We start from the raw sequence: 19,939 nt of genomic DNA on the forward strand, positions 1-19,939 counted from the left end.
CTTTCCTTTAAAGAAAATTACTTATTTTTGACATTATTAATTTCTTTGGCATAAACCCAACAAGTTTATCTACTATATTACCGTCTTTAATAATAAGCATTGTTGGAACCGAAAAAATTTGAAATTGTGCTGCCATATCAGGGCTCTTATCTATATCAACTTTGTATATACCTACTTTACCTGCTAAATCTTTATGAACATCTTCTAATACTGGGCCAAGCATCTTACATGGTCCACACCATGTTGCAAAAAAGTCAATCACTACAACCCTATTCTCTTTAATTACTCTATTAAAATCATTACTATTAATTATTTCCATTTAAAACACTCCTTTTCCTTTCTTATTTATATTTATATTATAATAATACACTTATCATACTTCTGTGACTTAATCACAATACAATTAAATATACCATTATTATCTCACAAATACGGAAATAAATACTTCTATAATAATAAGTTCTATACCTTATAAAGATTTTGTAACTATTGACTTTGATATTTAATTATCGTACGTTACAGAATAAATAGAATCTAAAGAAAGATAATGTTTAAAACCATCCTCATTTATAAAAACGAATCTATTATCTGTCATTTCATCTTCACAAACTCTTCCGCTAAAACTTATCTCTGGTTTTAAACTTTCCCATGAATCTATATCATGATAAATATTAATTTTGATTTTATGTGTTAATAAATTATCTGAAAATTTATAAATAACTCCAAAATTATTCTTAGTGCTAAAAATCTGTCTGTACTTTTTTCCATCTATAATGGTGTCTACTGCTATAAGTCCATTATATAGAACTGACACTTCTCCTTCAAGTACTTCAGTTGCTTTATCCTTATACCAGTCACTATAAGTCTGGTAAATAAAAATTTGCATATTGTGCCTCCATTATTCTAATAATTGCTGATATTAAAATTATAATATAATTAATATGATATTTACAGAGTTTTTAATAAAATTATATGCTTAAGCTCAAAAAATGGCTGCTGGAAATTAATCCCGCAGCCATTAAAATCATATATTATTAGATATTAAATAACATATCTTCATATGTTGGCATTGGCCAATATTCTTTAGCAACGATCATTTCAAGTGCATCTGCATCTTTTCTTAAAATCTGCATCTGTTCAAATACATCATATCTGTACATCATTCCAAGATCGTAGATGTCTCCATCAAAGTTTTCAGCCTTTTGAACTTTTTCATCAAGAATATCAATATTCTTCTTAAGTGATGAGCTAAGAGCTGAAACTTTCTTTAATACAGATGCTTGTGCTGCTACACTAGCTTCAACGCCAGTATTTTTAACAGCATTTATTGATTCTGCAAGACTTGTTACATATTTAAGTGAAGCTGGAAGAATCTGACGTTTAGCCATTTCAAGAGTAGTTAATGCTTCTATATTTAAGATGTTATTATAGTTTCCAAGAACAACTCCATAACGTGCTGTTGCTTCTTCCTTTGTAAGAACTTTATGCTTTTCAAACATTTTGATATTCTTTTCTGCGATTAATGCTTTAGATGATTCAACAGTTGATTTTATATTAGGAAGACCTCTTTTTTCTGCCTCTTCAACCCATTCATCTGAATATCCATTTCCATTAAAGATTACTCTCTTGTGATTAGCTACAAGTTCCTTTAATAATGAAGGAAGTGCATCTTTCTTATCATCAGCTTTTTCTAATCTATCTGCAATCTGAGATAAACTATCAGCAACTATTGTGTTAAGAATATAATTACAACATCCAATTGATGCAGATGATGCAACCATTCTAAATTCAAATTTATTTCCTGTAAATGCAAATGGAGATGTTCTGTTTCTATCTGTTGTATCCTTTGGAAGTTGTGGAAGAGTTTTTACTCCAATTTCTAATTCATTTTTAGATAATGCATTAGATAATTTTCCTTCTTCAACAGCTTTAAGCATATTAGTTACTTCATCACCAAGGAAAATAGAAATGATAGCTGGAGGAGCTTCGTTAGCACCTAATCTATGATCATTTCCTGCATTTGCAGCTGAAACTCTTAAAAGATCAGCATTTTCATCAACGGCTTTAATAACAGCGCATAAAAATACTAAGAATATTTCATTTTCTTCTGGAGTTTTTGCAGGTTTTAAAAGCTGAATTCCATCATCAGTTCCAATTGACCAGTTATTATGCTTTCCAGATCCATTAACTCCTGCAAATGGTTTTTCATGAAGAAGGCAATATAATCCGTGTCTTTCTGCTATCTTTTTCATTTTTTCCATTACAAGCTGATTATTATCAGTTGCAATATTAGCTGTTGTATAAACACTTGCAAGTTCATGCTGTGCTGGTGCAACTTCATTATGCTTAGTCTTTGCTGTAATTCCAAGTTTCCATAATTCTTCATCTAAATCTTTCATAAATTCAGAAACTCTAGTTCTTAATGTTCCAAAATAATGATCATCAAGTTCTTGACCTTTTGAAGGTTTAGCACCAAATAATGTTCTTCCTGTTAAAATTAAATCCTTACGTGCATCATACATCTTTTTATCAATTAAGAAATATTCCTGTTCTGGTCCTACATTTTCAATTATCTTTTTAGTTGTAGTATTTCCAAGAAGTCTTAATACTCTTAATCCCTGTTTATTTATAGCTTCCATTGAACGAAGAAGTGGAGTCTTTTTATCAAGTGCCTGTCCGTTATATGAGCAGAATGCAGTTGGTATACATAAAGAACCATCTTTTACAAAGGCTGGAGATGTACAATCCCATGCAGTATATCCTCTTGCTTCAAATGTTGCTCTAAGTCCACCTGAAGGGAATGAAGATGCATCTGGTTCACTTTGAATTAATTCTTTTCCTGAAAATTCTAATAATACTTTTCCGTCTTTTACAGGTGTTATAAATGCATCATGCTTTTCTGCTGTAATACCAGTCATAGGTTGGAACCAATGAGTATAATGTGTAGCTCCTTTTTCTATAGCCCAGTTTTTCATAGCTTCTGCTACAACATCAGCTATATCACTTTTAAGTGGAGTTCCTTCTTCTATTGTCTTTTTTAAAGCTTTGTATGTAGCTTTAGGTAAACTTACTTTCATTACATCATCATTAAACACGTCACAACCGAAAATTTGGTCTATATTTTTCATAACAAATCTCTCCTCCAAATTATATAATTAAAAAAAGAGCCAAAAATACACTATCATGTATATTTTTAGCTCCATTACTAAACACATATTATTAAATTTTAATTTTTATAACTTAATATATTTAATTTTATAAACACATTATACTCTTTAAACTTTAAATATTCAAGTATTTTTTATTATATTTATTTTAGTTTCCAGCACTTTCATATCCTTTAATTCCGTAACTAAAAAATGCATATGCTATAAATGAAAATACTGCTGCAATAATACATTCTATTCCTATTAACATTCCTGAAGCGCTACTTTTTAAGAAATAACTTGCAGGAAGATATGCAACAAAACCAAATGGTATTATCCATGTAATTATAAACTTAACCGGTCTTGAATATATATCTGTTGGATATTTTGCAAAATCTGCAAATTGATATACAAAATATAAAACAGGGCCACTTACCTTTATCCAAAATGCAAATGATGCAAAGAAAAGCTTAATTGCTGTATAAATAAATGCACCTGCTATTATGGATACTATAAATAAAATTATATGCTCTATATCACATATTACAATACCATCTGCTATAGATTTTGAAACTAGTATTCCTCCAACTACAAGTTCTCCCACAGCATCAGGCTGAAGTCTTTCAGCTATAAGCTGGAAAAACACATTCATAGGTCTTAACATATACCTGTCAAAATCTCCATTAACAATTAATCTCCATGCCATAATCCATATATTATCTGTAAAAAGATGGTCTATTCCTCTTGGAATCTGTGCAAATCCATAAATAAAAATAAGCTCATCTAATGTCCACCCATTTAATGATGGTATATTTCCAAATACTAAATAAAGAAAAAGTATTCCAATTATCTGAGTAAAAAAGAATCCAATTATTCCAATAAAGAAATCAACTTTTGACTGGACAATCAATTTCAAAAACTGAGAAATAAATATTGAATAAAGTCTTAAATATCTCTTTAATTTTTTCATCTTTACCCTCCTAACACAACAAGTCTTGTAGTTATCTTCTTCCATATAAATGTTCCAAGCATGTATAAAATTATAATCCATGCTATCTGTCTTAAAAATACAAATAAAAGTTCATTATTTGAATATTTTCCAAGGTATATCATAATAGGTGCATAGTTCATTGACGAAAAAGGTAAAAATTCAAAAATTTTTGAAACCGCTTCCGGAAAAAAGCTTAAAGGAATAAGTTCTCCTGTTAAAAATGTAAGAAGTGCCTCTTTAGCCATTTCCATTCCAAATATATAAGTTGTAAAAAATGCTATCATTGAAAAACAAAAATCAAATAAAACATAAATTAAAAAACTCATAAATGCACTTAATATAAATAAAATTATGTTTCTTATGCTCGTAAAGCCTGTCTTAAGAACAAATGCTTTATAAAGTTCAAGACCAATCCATATAAATATTCCTGGAACTAGCAATTTATAGATTGAATGTCCTAGTGATCTAAATAAAAGACTAATTCTATAATTAATTGGCTTAATTAAATTCATTGCAATTGAGCCCTTTTCAATATCATCACTAATCCAATTTGAAACACCTATTTTAACAATACATCCAGTAACATATGTCATGAAAATATATATTATCATTTGGTCTCTTGTAAATCCTCCAAGTGTATCTGATGGTGAATTGTTATATACTACCATCCACAAATAATACATTATAAAAGAACTAAATAAACTTACAAAAATAAATAAGTAAAACGCTCCTTTATATGCCATCTCTTTTTTTATTTCATTAGATGCAAATGGAATATATGTTTTAAACCATTTTTTCATAATTACTCATCAACTCCTCCCTTGCAATATATCTCTTTTACGATATCTGCGAGTTCTGTTTCATATACATGAACATCCCTAACAGGAATAAGCTGCATAATTTTTGAAATAACCTGTGGAGATTGAAGTTTTTTTACATTAAAATTAATTGTATATATCTTTTCTTCTTCATCTATTTCACTGTAAATATCGCTTTTTGAAAGATTAAATTCATCTTTTAGATCTATATTTTTTGCATTTTCTATATCTTTAATTTCAAAACAAACTCTTTTATTAACTGAATACTTTGTTTTTAAATCCTTTAAAGAACCATCATAAATCTTTTTACCATGATCTATAATTATAATTCTATTACAAAGTTCTTCTATATCTTCTATATCATGAGTAGTAAGAATTATTGTTGTATTATATTTTTTATTTATCTCTTTAATCGCTTTTCTTATATTATCCTTAACTACAAGATCAAGTCCTATTGTAGGCTCGTCTAAATATAAGACTTTTGGATTATGAAGAAGAGATGCTCCAAGGTCTGCTCTCATTCTCTGTCCTAATGATAAATTTCTAACAGGTCTATCAAAAAACTCATTAAGACCTAATACTTTATTAAAAAACTCTAGCTGATTTTTATACTTTTCATCCGAAACATCATATATTTCCTTTAAAATAGTAAAAGACTCACTAAGTGGTAAATCCCACCATAACTGAGTTCTCTGTCCAAATACAACTCCAATATTTTTTGCATTTATTTTTCTCTGTTTATTTGGATTTACTCCATTTACAGTGCAGTCGCCTTTAGTTGGATTTAATATTCCTGTCATCATTTTTATTGTTGTAGACTTTCCTGCACCGTTGCTGCCTATATATCCTACAATTTCACCATCATTTATTTTAAAAGAAATATCATCAACTGCTCTTTTTAAAACTTTTTCTGTTGAAAATACCCCTTTTATCGCCCCTTTAAGTCCAGGATACTTTTTAGGCGATATAAAATCTTTTGTTATATGACTAACTTCAATCATGCCTTATCCTCCCACATTATGTAATTATAACGTTTTCTTTTTTTTAGTGCTCGGTGGTTATTATAACAGTATAAATTTAAAAAATCAAGATTAATTTTTATTTATTGGTAATACATAAAAATCATACACTTTCTAGATTTAATTATAAACTTAATCTAGAAAATGTATGATTTTTATATAAATTCTAATTATCCCATACTTTATCGTAAACTTTAATTACTTTAAGACCTGCACTCTCTGCTGATTTTATAGCATATGGTGCATCCTCATAAACTAAAGTCTCTTCTATTTTATATTTCATTATCTCACATGTTTTAATATAAATATCTTTTGTTCTCTTGCTCATGTTTAAAGAATCGCCTGTTATTATTTTCTTAAAACAATTTCTTAATCCAATTCTTTTCATAGCTTTATCTGCACATTTATAAGAAGATGTAGTAAGAATACACATATGAGTTCCTTTTTTATATTCATTAAGAATAATTTGTTTTATATCTTTTTTTTCCCCTATCTCGTTCTCATATTCATATAAAATAAGATCATATATTTCTTTTATTATTGTATCTATATCTTTTTTTACCCCTAATTTTTCAATAAAATATAATGCCGATTCATTCATTGTCATTTTTTCAATTATCTTATTAAGATTTTGTGGAGGCACAATACCTACCGATTTTAAATAATTTGATCCAAGATTTTCCCAATAATCCATTGAATCTAATATTGTTCCATCCATATCAAATATAATATTTTTCATAATACTTACCTATTTAAATTCTAAAACTAATACTCAAATATTTCTTTTGTCTTCTTAAATAATTTCTTTGTTGCCTCTGTTGGATTTTCTGCTCCAAATATTGCTGAAATAACAGATATTCCATCAACGCCTATACCTTTTAAATAATCGCAGTTGTCATATGTAATTCCTCCAATTGCAACTATTGGAATATTTACATTTCTAGTAATTTCAAGAAGTGTCTCTTTTGACATATCACAGGCATCTTTCTTTGTATTTGTATGAAATATTGCTCCAATTCCTATATAATCTGCACCCTTTTTTTCTGCTATTTTAGCTTCCTCTAAGTTTCCTGCAGATACTCCGATTATTTTATCATTTCCTAATATTTCACGTGCCTTAGTATATTCCATATCGCTTTGTCCAATATGAACTCCATCTGCATCAACTTCTTTTGCTACAGAAATATCATCATTTATAACAAATGGGACATTATATTTATCAGTTAATTTCTTTATTTCTTTTGCTTCAGCTACAAAATCATCATGATTTAATTCTTTTTCTCTTAGCTGAAGAAATGTTGCACCAGATTTTAGTACCTCTTCTACAACATCTTTGAGTTTCATTCCATTAAGCCAGTGTCTGTCTGTTATTGCATAAAGCTGCAATGATTTTTTACAAAACTTCAATTTTAGCACCTTCCTTAAATAATTCATAATTCATCTTTGCCATATAATCTATAAGATGCATTCTTAATGTACTAAAGCTTCCATCTGTTTCAGCCATTTTTTTATAAGCGAGCTCGCCTGCATAACCATAAGCACTTACAGCTGTAACTACAGCTTTATAAATGTTATCTTTATTTGCAGCTATAAATACACCTATCTCACTTGACTGCATGCATCCTGTTCCTGTAATTTTAGACATCATTTTATGTCCATTTCTTATTATACATACATCATCTTTAAATGCAACAACATCAATAGGTCCACTTATTACAATTACAGTGTTCATCTTTTTGCTTAACTCTTTTGCATATTCTGCAATACTTTTAATGTTATCTTCATTTGCTAAATCTAAAATATCTGCATCAACACCTTTAGCACCGCTACTTTGTCCACCTACAAATTTTATTTCAGAAACATTACCTCTTATTACTGAGAAATGAATATTGTTAAGTAAATTTTTTAATACTGCATTTCTTCTTTTAGCTGCACCTGCACCAACTGGATCAAGTAAAAGCGGATGATTTACTTTATTGTTCATCTTTCCTGCCCTTAACATTGTCTCTTCATGGTAGCCTCCTGTATTTCCCATATTAAGTACAAATCCATTACATTCTGCTGTAATTTCTTCAACTTCATCAGGATCATCTGCCATTGTTGGTGAGCCACCACATGCTAATGTCATATTTGCACAGTCATTTGCAGTAACAATATTAGAAATGTTGTGAACTAAAGGTTTAATCTTCTGTATGTTTTCAAAAATCTCTTTTCCATCTTCTATCGTATATTTGCTCATAATCGTATGCTCCTCAAATTTATATTTACTATCTATTCAAACTTATTTTTACTATTTCCATCCATATACTTGTCTGTCTTTTGATTTATTGTAAGTACCCCTCTTGGATCATAATTAATCTTGACATAAGTCATAATAGATGGCGCACCTGCTTCACATGCCACAATCTGGCAATGCTTTACAATCTCCATAAGTTCATCGTAATCTCCCTCTATAGTTGTTTCAAAAGGTGATACAAAAGTTTTAAGACCTTTGCTTTTTATGTACTCAATAACTTTATCAACTATTGGAATTAACTTGTCATCTGGTACTGTTGGTAATATTTGAATTGCTACACTTGCATTCATAAATTTTTTCCTCTCTTCTTACTTTTTATAATTATTTTCTAAAATAAAAAGCAGCAAACTAAGCCATACCCGTGGTGGTATGCCCCGTTTGCTGCTAACAAAATCATTTTTGTTTTAAGTAACAACTAGATAGTATCATAGCTAAATATTATTGTCAATAATTCAAATTTAAACTACGATACTTAGCTTTTCTATTTTATATCAATTAATAATTTTATAAATCCATGAATTTGCTTGATTTTTTCTTCCATAGAAACATCAGTGCATGATAAAACGCCTATTTGACCATACATAATAAAATTAGTAATTATTTCAGCATTTTGAACGTGAATTTCTCCTTTTTCACATGACTTTTCAATCTCTTTAATTAAACTTGGCATTAAATATTTTGCAATCTTTATGCTAAGCTGTTCATGCATTATTTCATTACCAGATTTATGATAAAAATCATGATATTTATTTTTATCATCCTGCGTAAGCATTAATTTAGTCATATCCTCCATGCGTTCTTTAAGTGATTTTTTATCATCACAAATAACTTTTAAAAATTTTTCAGAACATTCTTTAACATAATTATCCATTGCTATTTCAAAAAGTTCTTTTTTAGACTTAAAATATCTATAACATAACCCTGGTACAACATTCATTTCTTTTGCTATATCAGCTATAGAAGTTTCTTCATAACCTTTATTATAAAATAATTTCATTGCTGCACATATTATTTCTTGCTTTCGAACTTCAGGTGCTTTTGAGATTCTTACCATATTTAAAAGCCTCCTTTTATCATTATATAAAGATAATATACCACTTAAATAAATAAGAGTCAATGAACTATGTTCATTGACTCTTATTTTCTAAAACTTTATTATATTGACCAATTCATGCTCTCGGATTGAAGCTTAAACATATGTCTGCATAATCCATCTTTTTTCAATAATTCCTCTGGACTCCCTTGCTCTTTTACATATCCATCAGCAAGTACAACAACTTTATCTGCATTTTCAATAGTTCTCATTCGATGTGCTATTATAATAACAGTTCTATTTTTAATTAATTTAGATAATGCAGTTTGAATTTTTGTTTCATTTTCAACATCTAAAGACGCTGTAGCTTCATCTAATAAAACAATTGGTGAATTTTTCAAAAATGCTCTAGCAATAGAAATCCTTTGACGTTCCCCACCAGATAATGTCGAACCATTTTCACCAATTACAGTCTTATATCCTTTTGGCATATTAGAAACAAAATCATCACACATAGCAAGCTTTGCAGCTTCTAATACCTCTTCATCTGTAGCATTTTTTCTGCCAAGTCTAATATTTTCCATTATTGTATCATTAAATAATACAACATCTTGGAAAACAATTGTATAATTTTTTAAAAGTGACTCTGGTTCTATTTTGGAAATATCTGCTCCACCAATGCTTATATTGCCTTTACTTACGTCCCAAAATCTAGCTGCGAGTTTTGCAGCTGTACTTTTTCCACTTCCAGATGGTCCTATAAGTGCAGTCACTTCATTCTGTTTTGCAATAAATGATACATCTTTTAAAACAGTTTCTTCATTATTATAAGAAAAACCAACATGATTAAATTTAATATTATAACCATTTAATTTATAATCTTTTTTACCTTTTTGTACTGAATAATTTTCAATTTCTTTCATTCTTTTAATTGGTATTTGTGTACTAAATATCTCTGAAATATTAGATAAATTCATAGATAATGGATCATATAATCTTGATGCTGTAACTAAAAATATAATATAAGTTAATATATCAGTTTTTTGATTTATTAAAAGTGTACTTCCAACAAGAATAACAGTAGCTAAACCAAGCCTTAATACTGCTTGTGCACTAGTTACAATTACTCCAACTGTAAGTTCACTTTTTATTTGTGCTTTTTCTGAATTATCAAGTTTCTTATCAAGACCTTTAATATAAGATTTTTCTATATTATAAGCTTTTATGTCCTGCATATTTTCAAGACACTCTTGAATACCTTCTGCACATTCATATTTTGTTTTATAATGTTTTTCTTTTATTTTTTGTTGAATATGCTTGCAAAGAAAAATCATTATAAAAGATACTGGAACAACCCAAAGAACTGCAATTCCCATACGCCAATCAAATACCATAAGTCCAATTACTATGATAGTTGTTGATATAATTGCTCCAAATAATTGAGGTATTGAATGAGAAAATGCGTGCTCTAAGGTCGCACAATCTCCCATTATTACATTTGTTAAATCTGATAAATCTCTTTTAGAAAAAAACGATAAAGGAAGTTCTCTAAGCTTTTCAGCTAAACTAATTCTTCTTGTTGCACTCTCATTATACGTAGATACAAAAACATTTGAATATTGAATAAAATGCAAAATATATATAAAAGTAGCTGCTAATATAATAAGTATTATATACTTTGATATGCTTAAAGAAAGTGAACCTTCTTTAAGAAGAGGTTTTAATAACTCATCTAAAAGCAGAACAAAAAGTCCAACAGGAATCATCATACTCAGATTTACAAGAGCACTATAAATGCTTCCTTTTAAAAGATCTTTTGTTCCTTTCTTACTGAGTGCAAATTTATTTTGAATATAATTAAGCATTTACTTTCTCCTTTCCAACTTTCCATGAAATACTTATAGCCCCCCTAATTAGATTGGACAATATTAATTAAAATAATTAATATATAAATATGATAATTAGGAGGTCTTTTTATATGGAGAAAATTAAATTTAGAAGAACATTTACAGAGGAAGAAAGAGTTAAATTTGTTACTGAAGTTTTAGAGTCTGGAAGCAATATACTTATTGCTAAAAAATATGATATTAATGCTGTACAATTAAGCTATTGGGTAAATAATTACCGTAGATATAGGCAAACACTAGAACCAAAAGAACCAAAAGATACAAAATTGATACCTAATTATAAGCGTGAATACAAAAAAGCTCAGGAAAAAATTGAGGAGCAAAAACTAAAAATAGCTATTCTTGAAGATCTTCTAAAAAAAAACAAATAACACTAGAATATAAAATTTTAAGTGCCCACAAATGGATTAAACTTGGATATAAAGTAACAATAGTACTTAAAATATTACGGATTTCTAGATCCACATATTATTCAAAACAGAAATATATTGTTAAAAGAAGCTACGCTAACGTAGGTAGAAAGGTCCCTGGATACAGTTTAACATTCGATAATATCAAAATATCTGATATAACTATTCAAAAGTATATAACAGAAATTAGAAGTAAGAAAACATCGCGAAAATATGGATATAAAAAAGTTACCGGTGAGTTAAGATTTAGAAAGAAGTACAATTTAAAAATTAATAAGAAGAAAGTTAGAAGACTAATGAAAAATTTAAATTTATTAGGAAACTACTATAAAAGACAGAAAAGAAGAATGTCACGTACCTGCGAAAGCAGAAAAGTTACAGCTTCTAATCAATTATGGCAAATGGATATCAAATATGCATTTATTGCTGGTAATAAGAAAACAGCCTATATAACTTCAATAATCGATGTTTTTGATAGAGAAATAGTGGCATATTCAATTGACTTATCTGCTACAGGTTCTGTTGCTAAAAAAGTTATGTTAGAAGCTCTATATAACAGAGGCTTAAACTATGCTAAAGATAAAACAGTAGTACTTCGTACCGATAACGGTAGTCAATTTATTAGTGGAGTTTTTGAGAAAGGATGCCTTGATGAAGGTGTTCTTCATGAAAGAATTCCAGTACACAGTCCAAATTATAATGCATTCATAGAATCATATCATAGATATCTTCAAGATGAATGCCTTACCGGAATGATATATTGGAATTTAGATCACATAAAAAATGATGTAGGTGATTTTGTTTATAGATATAATCATGAGAGAATACATTCATCTATTGGATATATTCCTCCTCATGATTACTATCTAATGAAATTAGCAGCATAATTACAGAATATTAAGAATTAACGAGTATTAACTTAATATTGTCCATTTAACGGGGAGCCCTCCGAATAGATGTTTGATATTCTTGCCACATTTTTTTATAAACTCCATCTTTTCTTAAAAGATTTTCATGATTTCCACTTTCTACGATTTTTCCATCCTTTATAACAATAATATTATGAGCATCTTTTATAGAAGAAAGCCTATGTGCAATCATTAAAACTGTTTTATTTTTAACTAAATGTTCAAAAGCTTTTTGTATTTGGTACTCATTTTCTGGATCTGCAAATGCTGTAGCTTCATCTAATATAATTATTGGAGCATCTTTTAAAATAGCTCTAGCTAGCGATATTCTTTGTGCTTCTCCACCAGAGAGATAAACCCCTTTTGTTCCTATTACAGTATTAATACCCTGTGGCATTTTCTCAATAATATCATCACATTGTGCTAAATGTAATGCTTCTAATATTTGCTTTTTAGTAGCATTTTTATTAGCTATTTTAATGTTTTCTAATAAACTTGTTTTAAATAATTTACTATTTTGAAATACAAAAGCTATTTTTTTCATTAAATCTTTCTCTGAAAAGTCTTTTACATTAACTCCTCCAATTTCAATTTTTCCACTATCTACATCAAAAAATCTTGCTATAAGACTTGCTAATGTACTCTTTCCACCACCTGAAGGACCTACTAATGCATAAGTCTTTCCTTCTTCAATATTAAGACTTATATTGTCAATTGAAAGCTTATTGCTGTCTGGATAAGAAAATTTAACATTTTTTAATTTTATATCATTTTTAGTTGTATTATAACTTTTCTCTGTTTCACTTAACTGTTTTGCTTCTAATATTTTCTCTATTCTGTTTAAAGCTTCTTTTGCAACCATAGTATTTTCACTTAAAAATATAATTTTGTTCATCATAATTGCACATATTGGTGAAAATAACATGTAAAAAATTAAATCCAATAAAAATCCAGTATAATTTGATGTGTTCAATATAAAAATAATTCCAACCGGCATTAAAATAAGCGATGGAGCATTAATAGTAAGTGTAAAACTAGTCATTGGAACACGACAACTTAAAGCATATTCTGAAGCGAACTTACTATATCCTTTAATTGATTCATGAAAATTTTTAAAAGAATATACTGTTTGTTGAAATACCTTTACTATAGGGATTCCTCTAACAAATTCAACTGCAGATGCATTCATATTTTCTAGTGCATCCATATAATTTTTCATAAATTTTTCACTACTTCTACCCATCATATTCTTTAAGAATAATATGCTAATTAAAATTGATGCTAAACATACAAATCCTAAACGCCAATCAAAAAGAAATAATATAATAATTATTGCTATCGGCATTATACTAACTCCTGCTAAATCAGGAAGCTGATGTGCTAAAAAACCATGTGTTAAACTTGCATTATCATCAATTACTTTTCTAAGTTTTCCACTCATATTCTTTCTAAAAAAACCTAAAGGAAGTTTAACAATTTTGTGCATTGCTTCTTTTCTCATATTTTTTTCAACACGAAAAGCTGCTAAATGTGAACATATTAGACTTGCAAAATAAAGTGCAATACTTAAAACTGAAAATAAAACTGCCATATAGCCATATCTTATACTTTCTGTGGCTTTTGTAAGATCAGTTAAAGATTTAAAAATATCTCTTATAACAAACCATATACAAATAAAAGGAACTAAAGATAAAACTACACTAATACTAGATAATATAATTGAAAATATAATTAAAAATCGATACTTTCCTGCAAATCTCATCAATTTTGAAAGAGTCGATTTTTGTTTACTCTCCATCTTATACCTCACCATCCTAACTTCATTATTTTGACATTTTATAAAATAAGACTTAAACTTATTTTATATTAATGAGTATACATTAAAGCGCTTGAATTGAGAATGCATTTCAATATCATTCGTCTTTTCATGATATATTAAAGTCTAATCGTAATAAAGGAGGCTTAAAATGAATACAAAACAGTTAAATATACATGAATATTTACTTTTAAATAATGGCTTTCATAAATGCAGTACATGTAAAAAATATAATTCTATTGGAACTTGCTATAAGTTAGATTCTTCTCTTGGGTCAGGTTATTATTGGATTTATACTTATAAAAATCTTTTTTCTATTGTAATTCACGATTTCTATTTTTATAATGATTTTTATCTTGAAAGTTTAATTCCTGAGTATTTTAGTATTTCTTATTTTAAATCCGTTTCTTGTGAAGAATTTAATCCTTATTCTAAATTAAATTCAGGATCTTTTAAAATTTATCGTTTCAACGATACAGAGTATAGAATAGCATTTTATATGATGTTAAAAAATTTAAATATCTTCAAAATAAATAAAGAGCAAGCATTATTTGCATGACTAAATTTTAGTCAAAGTATTTAATGCTTGCCTTTTTTAGTATATTATTATTTTATATTATTCTTAGAAAGGAAAAAAGCAGAGCAACACCACCGACCAAAGTTTTGTTGCTCTGCTAACCATAAATTCTATGATAACTAATATTTATGATACAAAAATCATATCTAATTTAGATTCAAAAATCAAGTCATTAACGCAAAAATCCTATGATAAATTTATTAAAGACATAGATTTTCACAAACTTACTTGTTCCTGCGGAAGGTCCGGGCAGCTTGTAAAGCATGGTTATTACAAGAGAACTGTTAAAAACAGTGATGGCAAGATATCTATAACAATTCTTAGAGCAAAGTGTACATGTTGCAATAAAACTCATGCTATATTTCCAGAGTGTATTGTACCTTATTCTCAAATTCTTTTATGTGATCATATTTCAATTATTAATGCTTATAATTCCAAAGCTTCTTTTGAACCCATTATGATAGCTAATGAATTTATCGATGAAAGCAATATTTTTTATATAATAAAACAATATCTAGAGCATTGGAAGGAACGTATTACTTCATTTAAAATTTCATTAGATTTAAGTATTTCAAAGCAATGTTTAAAAAACTTTAAAAGACAATTTATGCAAATTAAATGCATCAATAATATTTTATTTTCGTAAAACCACATAACTTAGTTTTACTGTTAATTTATGTAGATATAAGCTTATATTGTAATAAAACAAAGGAGGCTTTTTCAAAATATGGACGAAAAAACTAGAAAAGAAATACCACTTTTCAGGTACGGAATCTTGGCTCCTCTGATAAGTGGTACTTATGATGAAAATAAAAGTGTTAAACAATTTTTCCGAGATGCCGCAGGCAAAGTATATCAGACTCCAGATGGTGAAGATACTAAGGTAGCTGCTGCTACTCTTGAACGTTGGTATTACAATTACAAGAATAAGGGCTTTGAGGCACTCATACCTGTAAAACGATGCGACACTGGAAGAACACGTAAATTAGATTCTGATATTACAGAACAGATTAAATATTTAAAACAAGAATATCCAAGAATCCCAGCAACACTTATCTATCAAAAGCTTATTAACAATGGAACTATTGTTAAAGGAGATATTTCACTTTCAACAATTAATAGGTATGTTAATGTTCTTAAGCTTGAGAATAAATATTCTAAAAATAAAGATATGAAAAGATATGAGCGTGCTCATATAAATGAAGTATGGTGTGGTGACAGCAGCGTTGGACCTTATTTGAAGGTAGATGGTAAAAAGAAACGCGTTTACATAATAGCACTTATTGATGATGCTTCAAGATACATAACAGGAATAGATGTATTTTTTAATGATAATTTTGTAAATCTTATGTCTGTTTTAAAATCTGCTGTTACACGATTCGGGAAACCTAAAATCTTAAACTTTGATAATGGTGCTTCATATAAGAACAAGCAAATGGAACTTTTAGCAGCTAGAATAGGTACAACTATTAGTTATTGTGCACCCTATACCCCACAATCAAAAGCTAAAATTGAAAGGTGGTTTCGTACATTAAAAGATCAATGGATGTCCCAGCTTAATATGAATGATTTTAATAATTTAGATGAACTTAGGATAAGCCTTATTTCATATGTTAATAGCTATAATCAGCATATACATTCTTCTCTAGATGGACTATCTCCACAGGACAGGTTTTTCAAGGAATCTCACATGATTAAAAGGCTTACAGATGAACAAATTGAAACTTCCTTTTTACTTGAATATGAAAGAAGAGTATCAGCCGATAACGTAGTTATGATAGATGAAACAGAATATGAAGTTGATTATAGATACTCAAAACAAAGAATAACCCTAAGATATTCACCTGATTTAAGCAAAATTTATGTAGTTGATAAAAACACTTCTGAACTTACAGAAATAAAGCTTTTAAATAAGCATGATAATTCTGTTATAAAAAGGGAAAAAATAAAACTTACTGGAGGTCAAGAATAATGGATTATATAAGTAGATATGGAATGGATTTTAATCCGTTTATAAAAAATTCTAAGGAAATAGTAGTAGAAACTTCTGACTATAAAGAAGTTATTTGTAGACTTAATTATTTACTTAATAATAAAGGTTTCGGAATCCTGACCGGAGGTCCAGGGCGAGGTAAAACTACAATAATAAGAAACTGGTCTAATAGCCTTAATTCATCACTTTATAAAGTTATTTATAGTTCCCTTTCTACACTTACTGTTGCAGAATTTTATAAAAATATGGCTGCCCAGCTTGGACTAGAGCCAATGTGCAGAAAAATTGATAATTTCAAAATTATCCAAAATGAAATAACTAGATATTCAGTTGAAAAACGTATAACTCCTGTAATAATTATTGATGAAGCTAATTATGTAAGTAATGGAATACTTAATGATTTAAAAATGCTTTTTAATTTTGACATGGATTCAAGAGATCGTGCAATAGTACTTCTTGTGGGGCTTCCTCAGTTAAATAATACCATGAGGCTAGTTGCTAATGAGCCTTTAAGACAACGTATAACAATGAATTATAATTTAGATAATCTCACAAAATCAGAAACTAAAGACTATATATTAGCAAAGCTTACTGGTGCTAAATGTAATACTGATATTTTTGATGATACCGCTCTTGAAGCAATTGCTAACGCTTCGAACGGAGTTCCTAGAATTGTTAATAAAATCTGTGATTCTAGCCTTATGATAGGCAATACAAAAAATATGAATACAATTGATAGTGACATAATAATGCTTGCTGTTAATGAAACTGAACTTGGATAAAAGTAAAATCTGCAAATATCAATAAGGTATTTGTGGATTTTTTTGTAATATTCAGAATATTTATCATCATAAACCGTAACGAAGTAGCCTCATTTTCATTGAAGATTTTGAAGAATATATTCATTTTTAGCATCAAATAAAGTTATGATATTAGCATCAAATAATTTGACGTTCAATATCTTATTACATCTTGCTTTTTCATATACAAGCCTAAATATAAGCTCTCCTTCCCTTCCTGCATCTGTCGCACAGATTACTTCATCCACCCTTTTATCATTTAAAAGTTTTTTTAATATGTTAAACTGCTCTTTAGTTCCCTGACTTACGATATGATGCCATTTTTCTGGTATGATAGGTAAATCTTCATATTTCCATTTCAAATACTTTTCATCATATTTATCTGCACTTGCAAGTTCTACTAAATGTCCTATACACCATGATATTATATAATTATTTCCTTCAATAAAGCCTTCTTTCCTTGAATAGGCTCCAATTACATCTGCTATCTGCTTTGCCACACTAGGTTTTTCTGCTATTATTAATTTCATTTTCAATTCCTCCTATTTTAATGCAATAGAGTAGAGAAATAATAGTTATATATTATTTCCCTCTCATTGAACCGTACATACGGGTCTCGTATACGGCTCTACAACTTATATTCCAACATTTCTTAGATAGTAGTTTAAAGGATTGAGCAATCCAGCTCTGTCCTTTATTTTTGTTTCCAGTAGCGTTGGGTTTAAAATGAAATTTACTACATTCATACTACATTTCTTGTACCAACCTAGTCTTGAATTTGCAACTTTATATATACTTTCATTGTCAAATCCATTTCTATATTTTCGATTTACATATAATAAATTTCTGAAAATTGTTTTTGGATTTTTCCATTGTTTTATGATAATTACTCTTATTTTATGCCTTAGCCATTGTCCAAACTCGTTCATGAATTGTCTCATCATTCCTATACGGAAATAATTTATCCACCCCATAACTATTTGATTTACTCTTTTAATAGTTACTGCAAGAGGTCTTGCAATTGCCTTGCCTCTTTTGAGATATTCACGTATTTCTTGGTACAATTTTGCTTTCTTCTCTTTTGTAGGCTTTACTTTCCATTGTCCATCATGCTTTAAGAATGTGAACCCTAGATATTTACTTCTCATTGGTCTGACTACTTTTGATTTTGTTGCATTTACTTTTAAGAATAATTTTCTCTCAATCCAACTAGATATAGAATTTATAACTCTATTTGCTGCCATTTCACTTTTAGTAAATATTAAAACATCGTCTGCGTATCTTACAAAACGCAATCCTCGCTCTTCTAATTCCTTATCTAATTTATCAAGATATACATTTGAAAGTATAACCGAAATGGGTCCTCCTTGAGGCACCCCGGTTTTAGTTGCTTTTATAATTCCTTTCTCCATTACCCCTGCTCGTAAATATTTACGTATAAGGTTTAAAGTACTACTGTCATTTACTTGCTCTCTAAGAATTTGAATTAACTTGTCATGATTTACCTTATCAAAGAATTGTTCAATATCAATATCTATTACCCATTCGTATCCACTATTTAAGTATTTTAATGCTTGCATAATTGCATCATGGCAACTTCTATTAGGACGAAAACCATAGCTATATTCACTAAACACTTTTTCATAAATATCTGATATAGGTTGTGCTATTGCTTGTTGAATTGTTCTGTCTAATGCAGTAGGAATTCCTAGTGGTCTCTTTTTACCATTACTTTTAGGTATATAAACTCTTCTTACTGGTTTAGGGAAGTATGTTCTATTTCTAAGTGATTTAATTATTTCTTCTTTATTTTCCCTAATATATTTTCCTAGTTCTTCTACTGTGACTTTATCTATTCCACTTGCACCTTTATTAGCAATTACCTTTTTATAGGCTCGGTTTAGATTTTCTTTTGACAATATCACATCAAATAATTCCATTGTTGTTACTCCTCTTTCTACTATAATATTTATACATATTACCCCTCTCGATATAGATAATATTCCTCGGTTACGTTCCTACTTTTCTTATCCATCTGATTTCTGGCTCATGTACTATTTTATAAATAGCGATTCGTACTATAAATCGCTTCAGTCCTTCAGCTCTTACACCTACTATAACTTCATCTGACTCCCTCCCTAAACCTTTTTCGACCATATCCTTGATATGTGGGTAGGGTCTCCCAGGGTAAGACACTAATCTTTCATTCCACAACCTCTTGATTT

At 28.8% G+C, this 19,939-nt stretch carries 20 protein-coding genes and 1 pseudogene; 6 read left to right on the forward strand and 15 right to left on the reverse strand.

Annotated features, from left to right (window positions below):
- Positions 1-7: 7 nt before the first annotated feature.
- The 12 genes from trxA to MTX53_RS08590 all read right to left on the reverse strand — a co-directional run bounded on the left by trxA (position 8) and on the right by MTX53_RS08590 (position 11,168).
- Positions 8-319, reverse strand: coding sequence for a thioredoxin (trxA, locus tag MTX53_RS08535; RefSeq protein WP_244833320.1), 312 nt, complete (start codon positions 317-319; stop codon positions 8-10).
- 183 nt (positions 320-502) lie between these two features.
- Positions 503-886, reverse strand: a complete 384-nt coding sequence (locus MTX53_RS08540; RefSeq protein WP_244833321.1) for a hypothetical protein — start codon at positions 884-886, stop codon at positions 503-505.
- A 148-nt stretch (positions 887-1,034) separates the two neighbouring features.
- The gene (locus MTX53_RS08545) at positions 1,035-3,128 is read right to left on the reverse strand and encodes a glutamine synthetase III (protein ID WP_244833322.1); all 2,094 of its coding nucleotides are present in this window, start codon (positions 3,126-3,128) and stop codon (positions 1,035-1,037) included.
- A 187-nt stretch (positions 3,129-3,315) separates the two neighbouring features.
- Positions 3,316-4,116, reverse strand: a complete 801-nt coding sequence (locus MTX53_RS08550) for an ABC-2 family transporter protein (RefSeq protein ID WP_244833323.1) — start codon at positions 4,114-4,116, stop codon at positions 3,316-3,318.
- Positions 4,117-4,118: 2 nt separating this feature from the next.
- Complete coding sequence (locus MTX53_RS08555) at positions 4,119-4,937, reverse strand: ABC-2 family transporter protein (RefSeq protein ID WP_244833324.1); 819 nt, start codon at positions 4,935-4,937, stop codon at positions 4,119-4,121.
- A 2-nt stretch (positions 4,938-4,939) separates the two neighbouring features.
- On the reverse strand, positions 4,940-5,956 hold the full coding sequence (locus tag MTX53_RS08560; protein ID WP_244833325.1) for an ATP-binding cassette domain-containing protein: 1,017 nt from the start codon (positions 5,954-5,956) through the stop codon (positions 4,940-4,942).
- A gap of 184 nt (positions 5,957-6,140) precedes the next feature.
- On the reverse strand, positions 6,141-6,713 hold the full coding sequence (locus MTX53_RS08565; RefSeq protein WP_244833326.1) for an HAD family phosphatase: 573 nt from the start codon (positions 6,711-6,713) through the stop codon (positions 6,141-6,143).
- A 26-nt stretch (positions 6,714-6,739) separates the two neighbouring features.
- Positions 6,740-7,390, reverse strand: coding sequence for a thiamine phosphate synthase (gene thiE / locus MTX53_RS08570; RefSeq protein ID WP_348521812.1), 651 nt, complete (start codon positions 7,388-7,390; stop codon positions 6,740-6,742).
- A complete protein-coding gene (gene thiM / locus MTX53_RS08575; RefSeq protein WP_244833328.1) occupies positions 7,368-8,213 on the reverse strand; it encodes a hydroxyethylthiazole kinase in 846 nt (281 codons plus the stop codon). Before thiM ends, thiE begins: the two co-directional genes overlap by 23 nt.
- A gap of 32 nt (positions 8,214-8,245) precedes the next feature.
- Positions 8,246-8,560, reverse strand: coding sequence for a thiamine-binding protein (locus tag MTX53_RS08580; RefSeq protein ID WP_244833329.1), 315 nt, complete (start codon positions 8,558-8,560; stop codon positions 8,246-8,248).
- Between the two features lie 191 nt (positions 8,561-8,751).
- Positions 8,752-9,324: a TetR/AcrR family transcriptional regulator gene (locus MTX53_RS08585; RefSeq protein WP_244833330.1), complete on the reverse strand. Its 573-nt coding sequence runs from the start codon at positions 9,322-9,324 to the stop codon at positions 8,752-8,754.
- A gap of 101 nt (positions 9,325-9,425) precedes the next feature.
- Positions 9,426-11,168, reverse strand: coding sequence for an ABC transporter ATP-binding protein (locus MTX53_RS08590; protein WP_244833331.1), 1,743 nt, complete (start codon positions 11,166-11,168; stop codon positions 9,426-9,428).
- A 113-nt stretch (positions 11,169-11,281) separates the two neighbouring features.
- Here MTX53_RS08590 and MTX53_RS08595 point away from each other — a divergent pair, with 113 nt between their 5' ends.
- Together MTX53_RS08595 and MTX53_RS08600 are read left to right on the forward strand one after the other, a co-directional pair.
- Positions 11,282-11,581 (forward strand): transposase, encoded by a 300-nt coding sequence (locus tag MTX53_RS08595; RefSeq protein WP_244833332.1) that lies wholly within the window; start codon positions 11,282-11,284, stop codon positions 11,579-11,581.
- An 80-nt stretch (positions 11,582-11,661) separates the two neighbouring features.
- Positions 11,662-12,507: an IS3 family transposase gene (locus MTX53_RS08600; protein ID WP_244835450.1), complete on the forward strand. Its 846-nt coding sequence runs from the start codon at positions 11,662-11,664 to the stop codon at positions 12,505-12,507.
- Between the two features lie 46 nt (positions 12,508-12,553).
- Here MTX53_RS08600 and MTX53_RS08605 read toward each other — a convergent pair whose 3' ends face one another.
- Positions 12,554-14,326, reverse strand: a complete 1,773-nt coding sequence (locus tag MTX53_RS08605; RefSeq protein ID WP_244833333.1) for an ABC transporter ATP-binding protein — start codon at positions 14,324-14,326, stop codon at positions 12,554-12,556.
- A gap of 169 nt (positions 14,327-14,495) precedes the next feature.
- Between MTX53_RS08605 and MTX53_RS08610 the strand changes: the two genes are divergently transcribed.
- The 4 genes from MTX53_RS08610 (at position 14,496) to MTX53_RS08625 (ending at position 17,696) form a co-directional block, all read left to right on the forward strand.
- A complete protein-coding gene (locus tag MTX53_RS08610) occupies positions 14,496-14,903 on the forward strand; it encodes a hypothetical protein (RefSeq protein ID WP_244833334.1) in 408 nt (135 codons plus the stop codon).
- 130 nt (positions 14,904-15,033) lie between these two features.
- Entirely contained in the window at positions 15,034-15,567 is a 534-nt protein-coding gene (locus tag MTX53_RS08615) for a DUF6431 domain-containing protein (protein ID WP_244833335.1), read from the forward strand.
- Between the two features lie 81 nt (positions 15,568-15,648).
- Entirely contained in the window at positions 15,649-16,893 is a 1,245-nt protein-coding gene (locus MTX53_RS08620; RefSeq protein ID WP_244833336.1) for a DDE-type integrase/transposase/recombinase, read from the forward strand.
- Positions 16,893-17,696, forward strand: a complete 804-nt coding sequence (locus MTX53_RS08625) for an AAA family ATPase (RefSeq protein WP_244833337.1) — start codon at positions 16,893-16,895, stop codon at positions 17,694-17,696. Before MTX53_RS08620 ends, MTX53_RS08625 begins: the two co-directional genes overlap by 1 nt.
- Before the next feature lie 179 nt (positions 17,697-17,875).
- On the opposite strand, the pseudogene MTX53_RS08630 reads toward MTX53_RS08625, so the two are convergent.
- Positions 17,876-18,244: pseudogene (locus MTX53_RS08630) on the reverse strand (toprim domain-containing protein); the annotation flags it as partial.
- Between the two features lie 105 nt (positions 18,245-18,349).
- A complete protein-coding gene (gene ltrA, locus MTX53_RS08635) occupies positions 18,350-19,654 on the reverse strand; it encodes a group II intron reverse transcriptase/maturase (protein ID WP_244833338.1) in 1,305 nt (434 codons plus the stop codon).
- Between the last annotated feature and the right edge of the window lie 285 nt (positions 19,655-19,939).

The organism is Clostridium sp. BJN0001 (genome assembly GCF_022869825.1).
Classification (GTDB): Bacteria; Bacillota; Clostridia; order Clostridiales; family Clostridiaceae; genus Clostridium.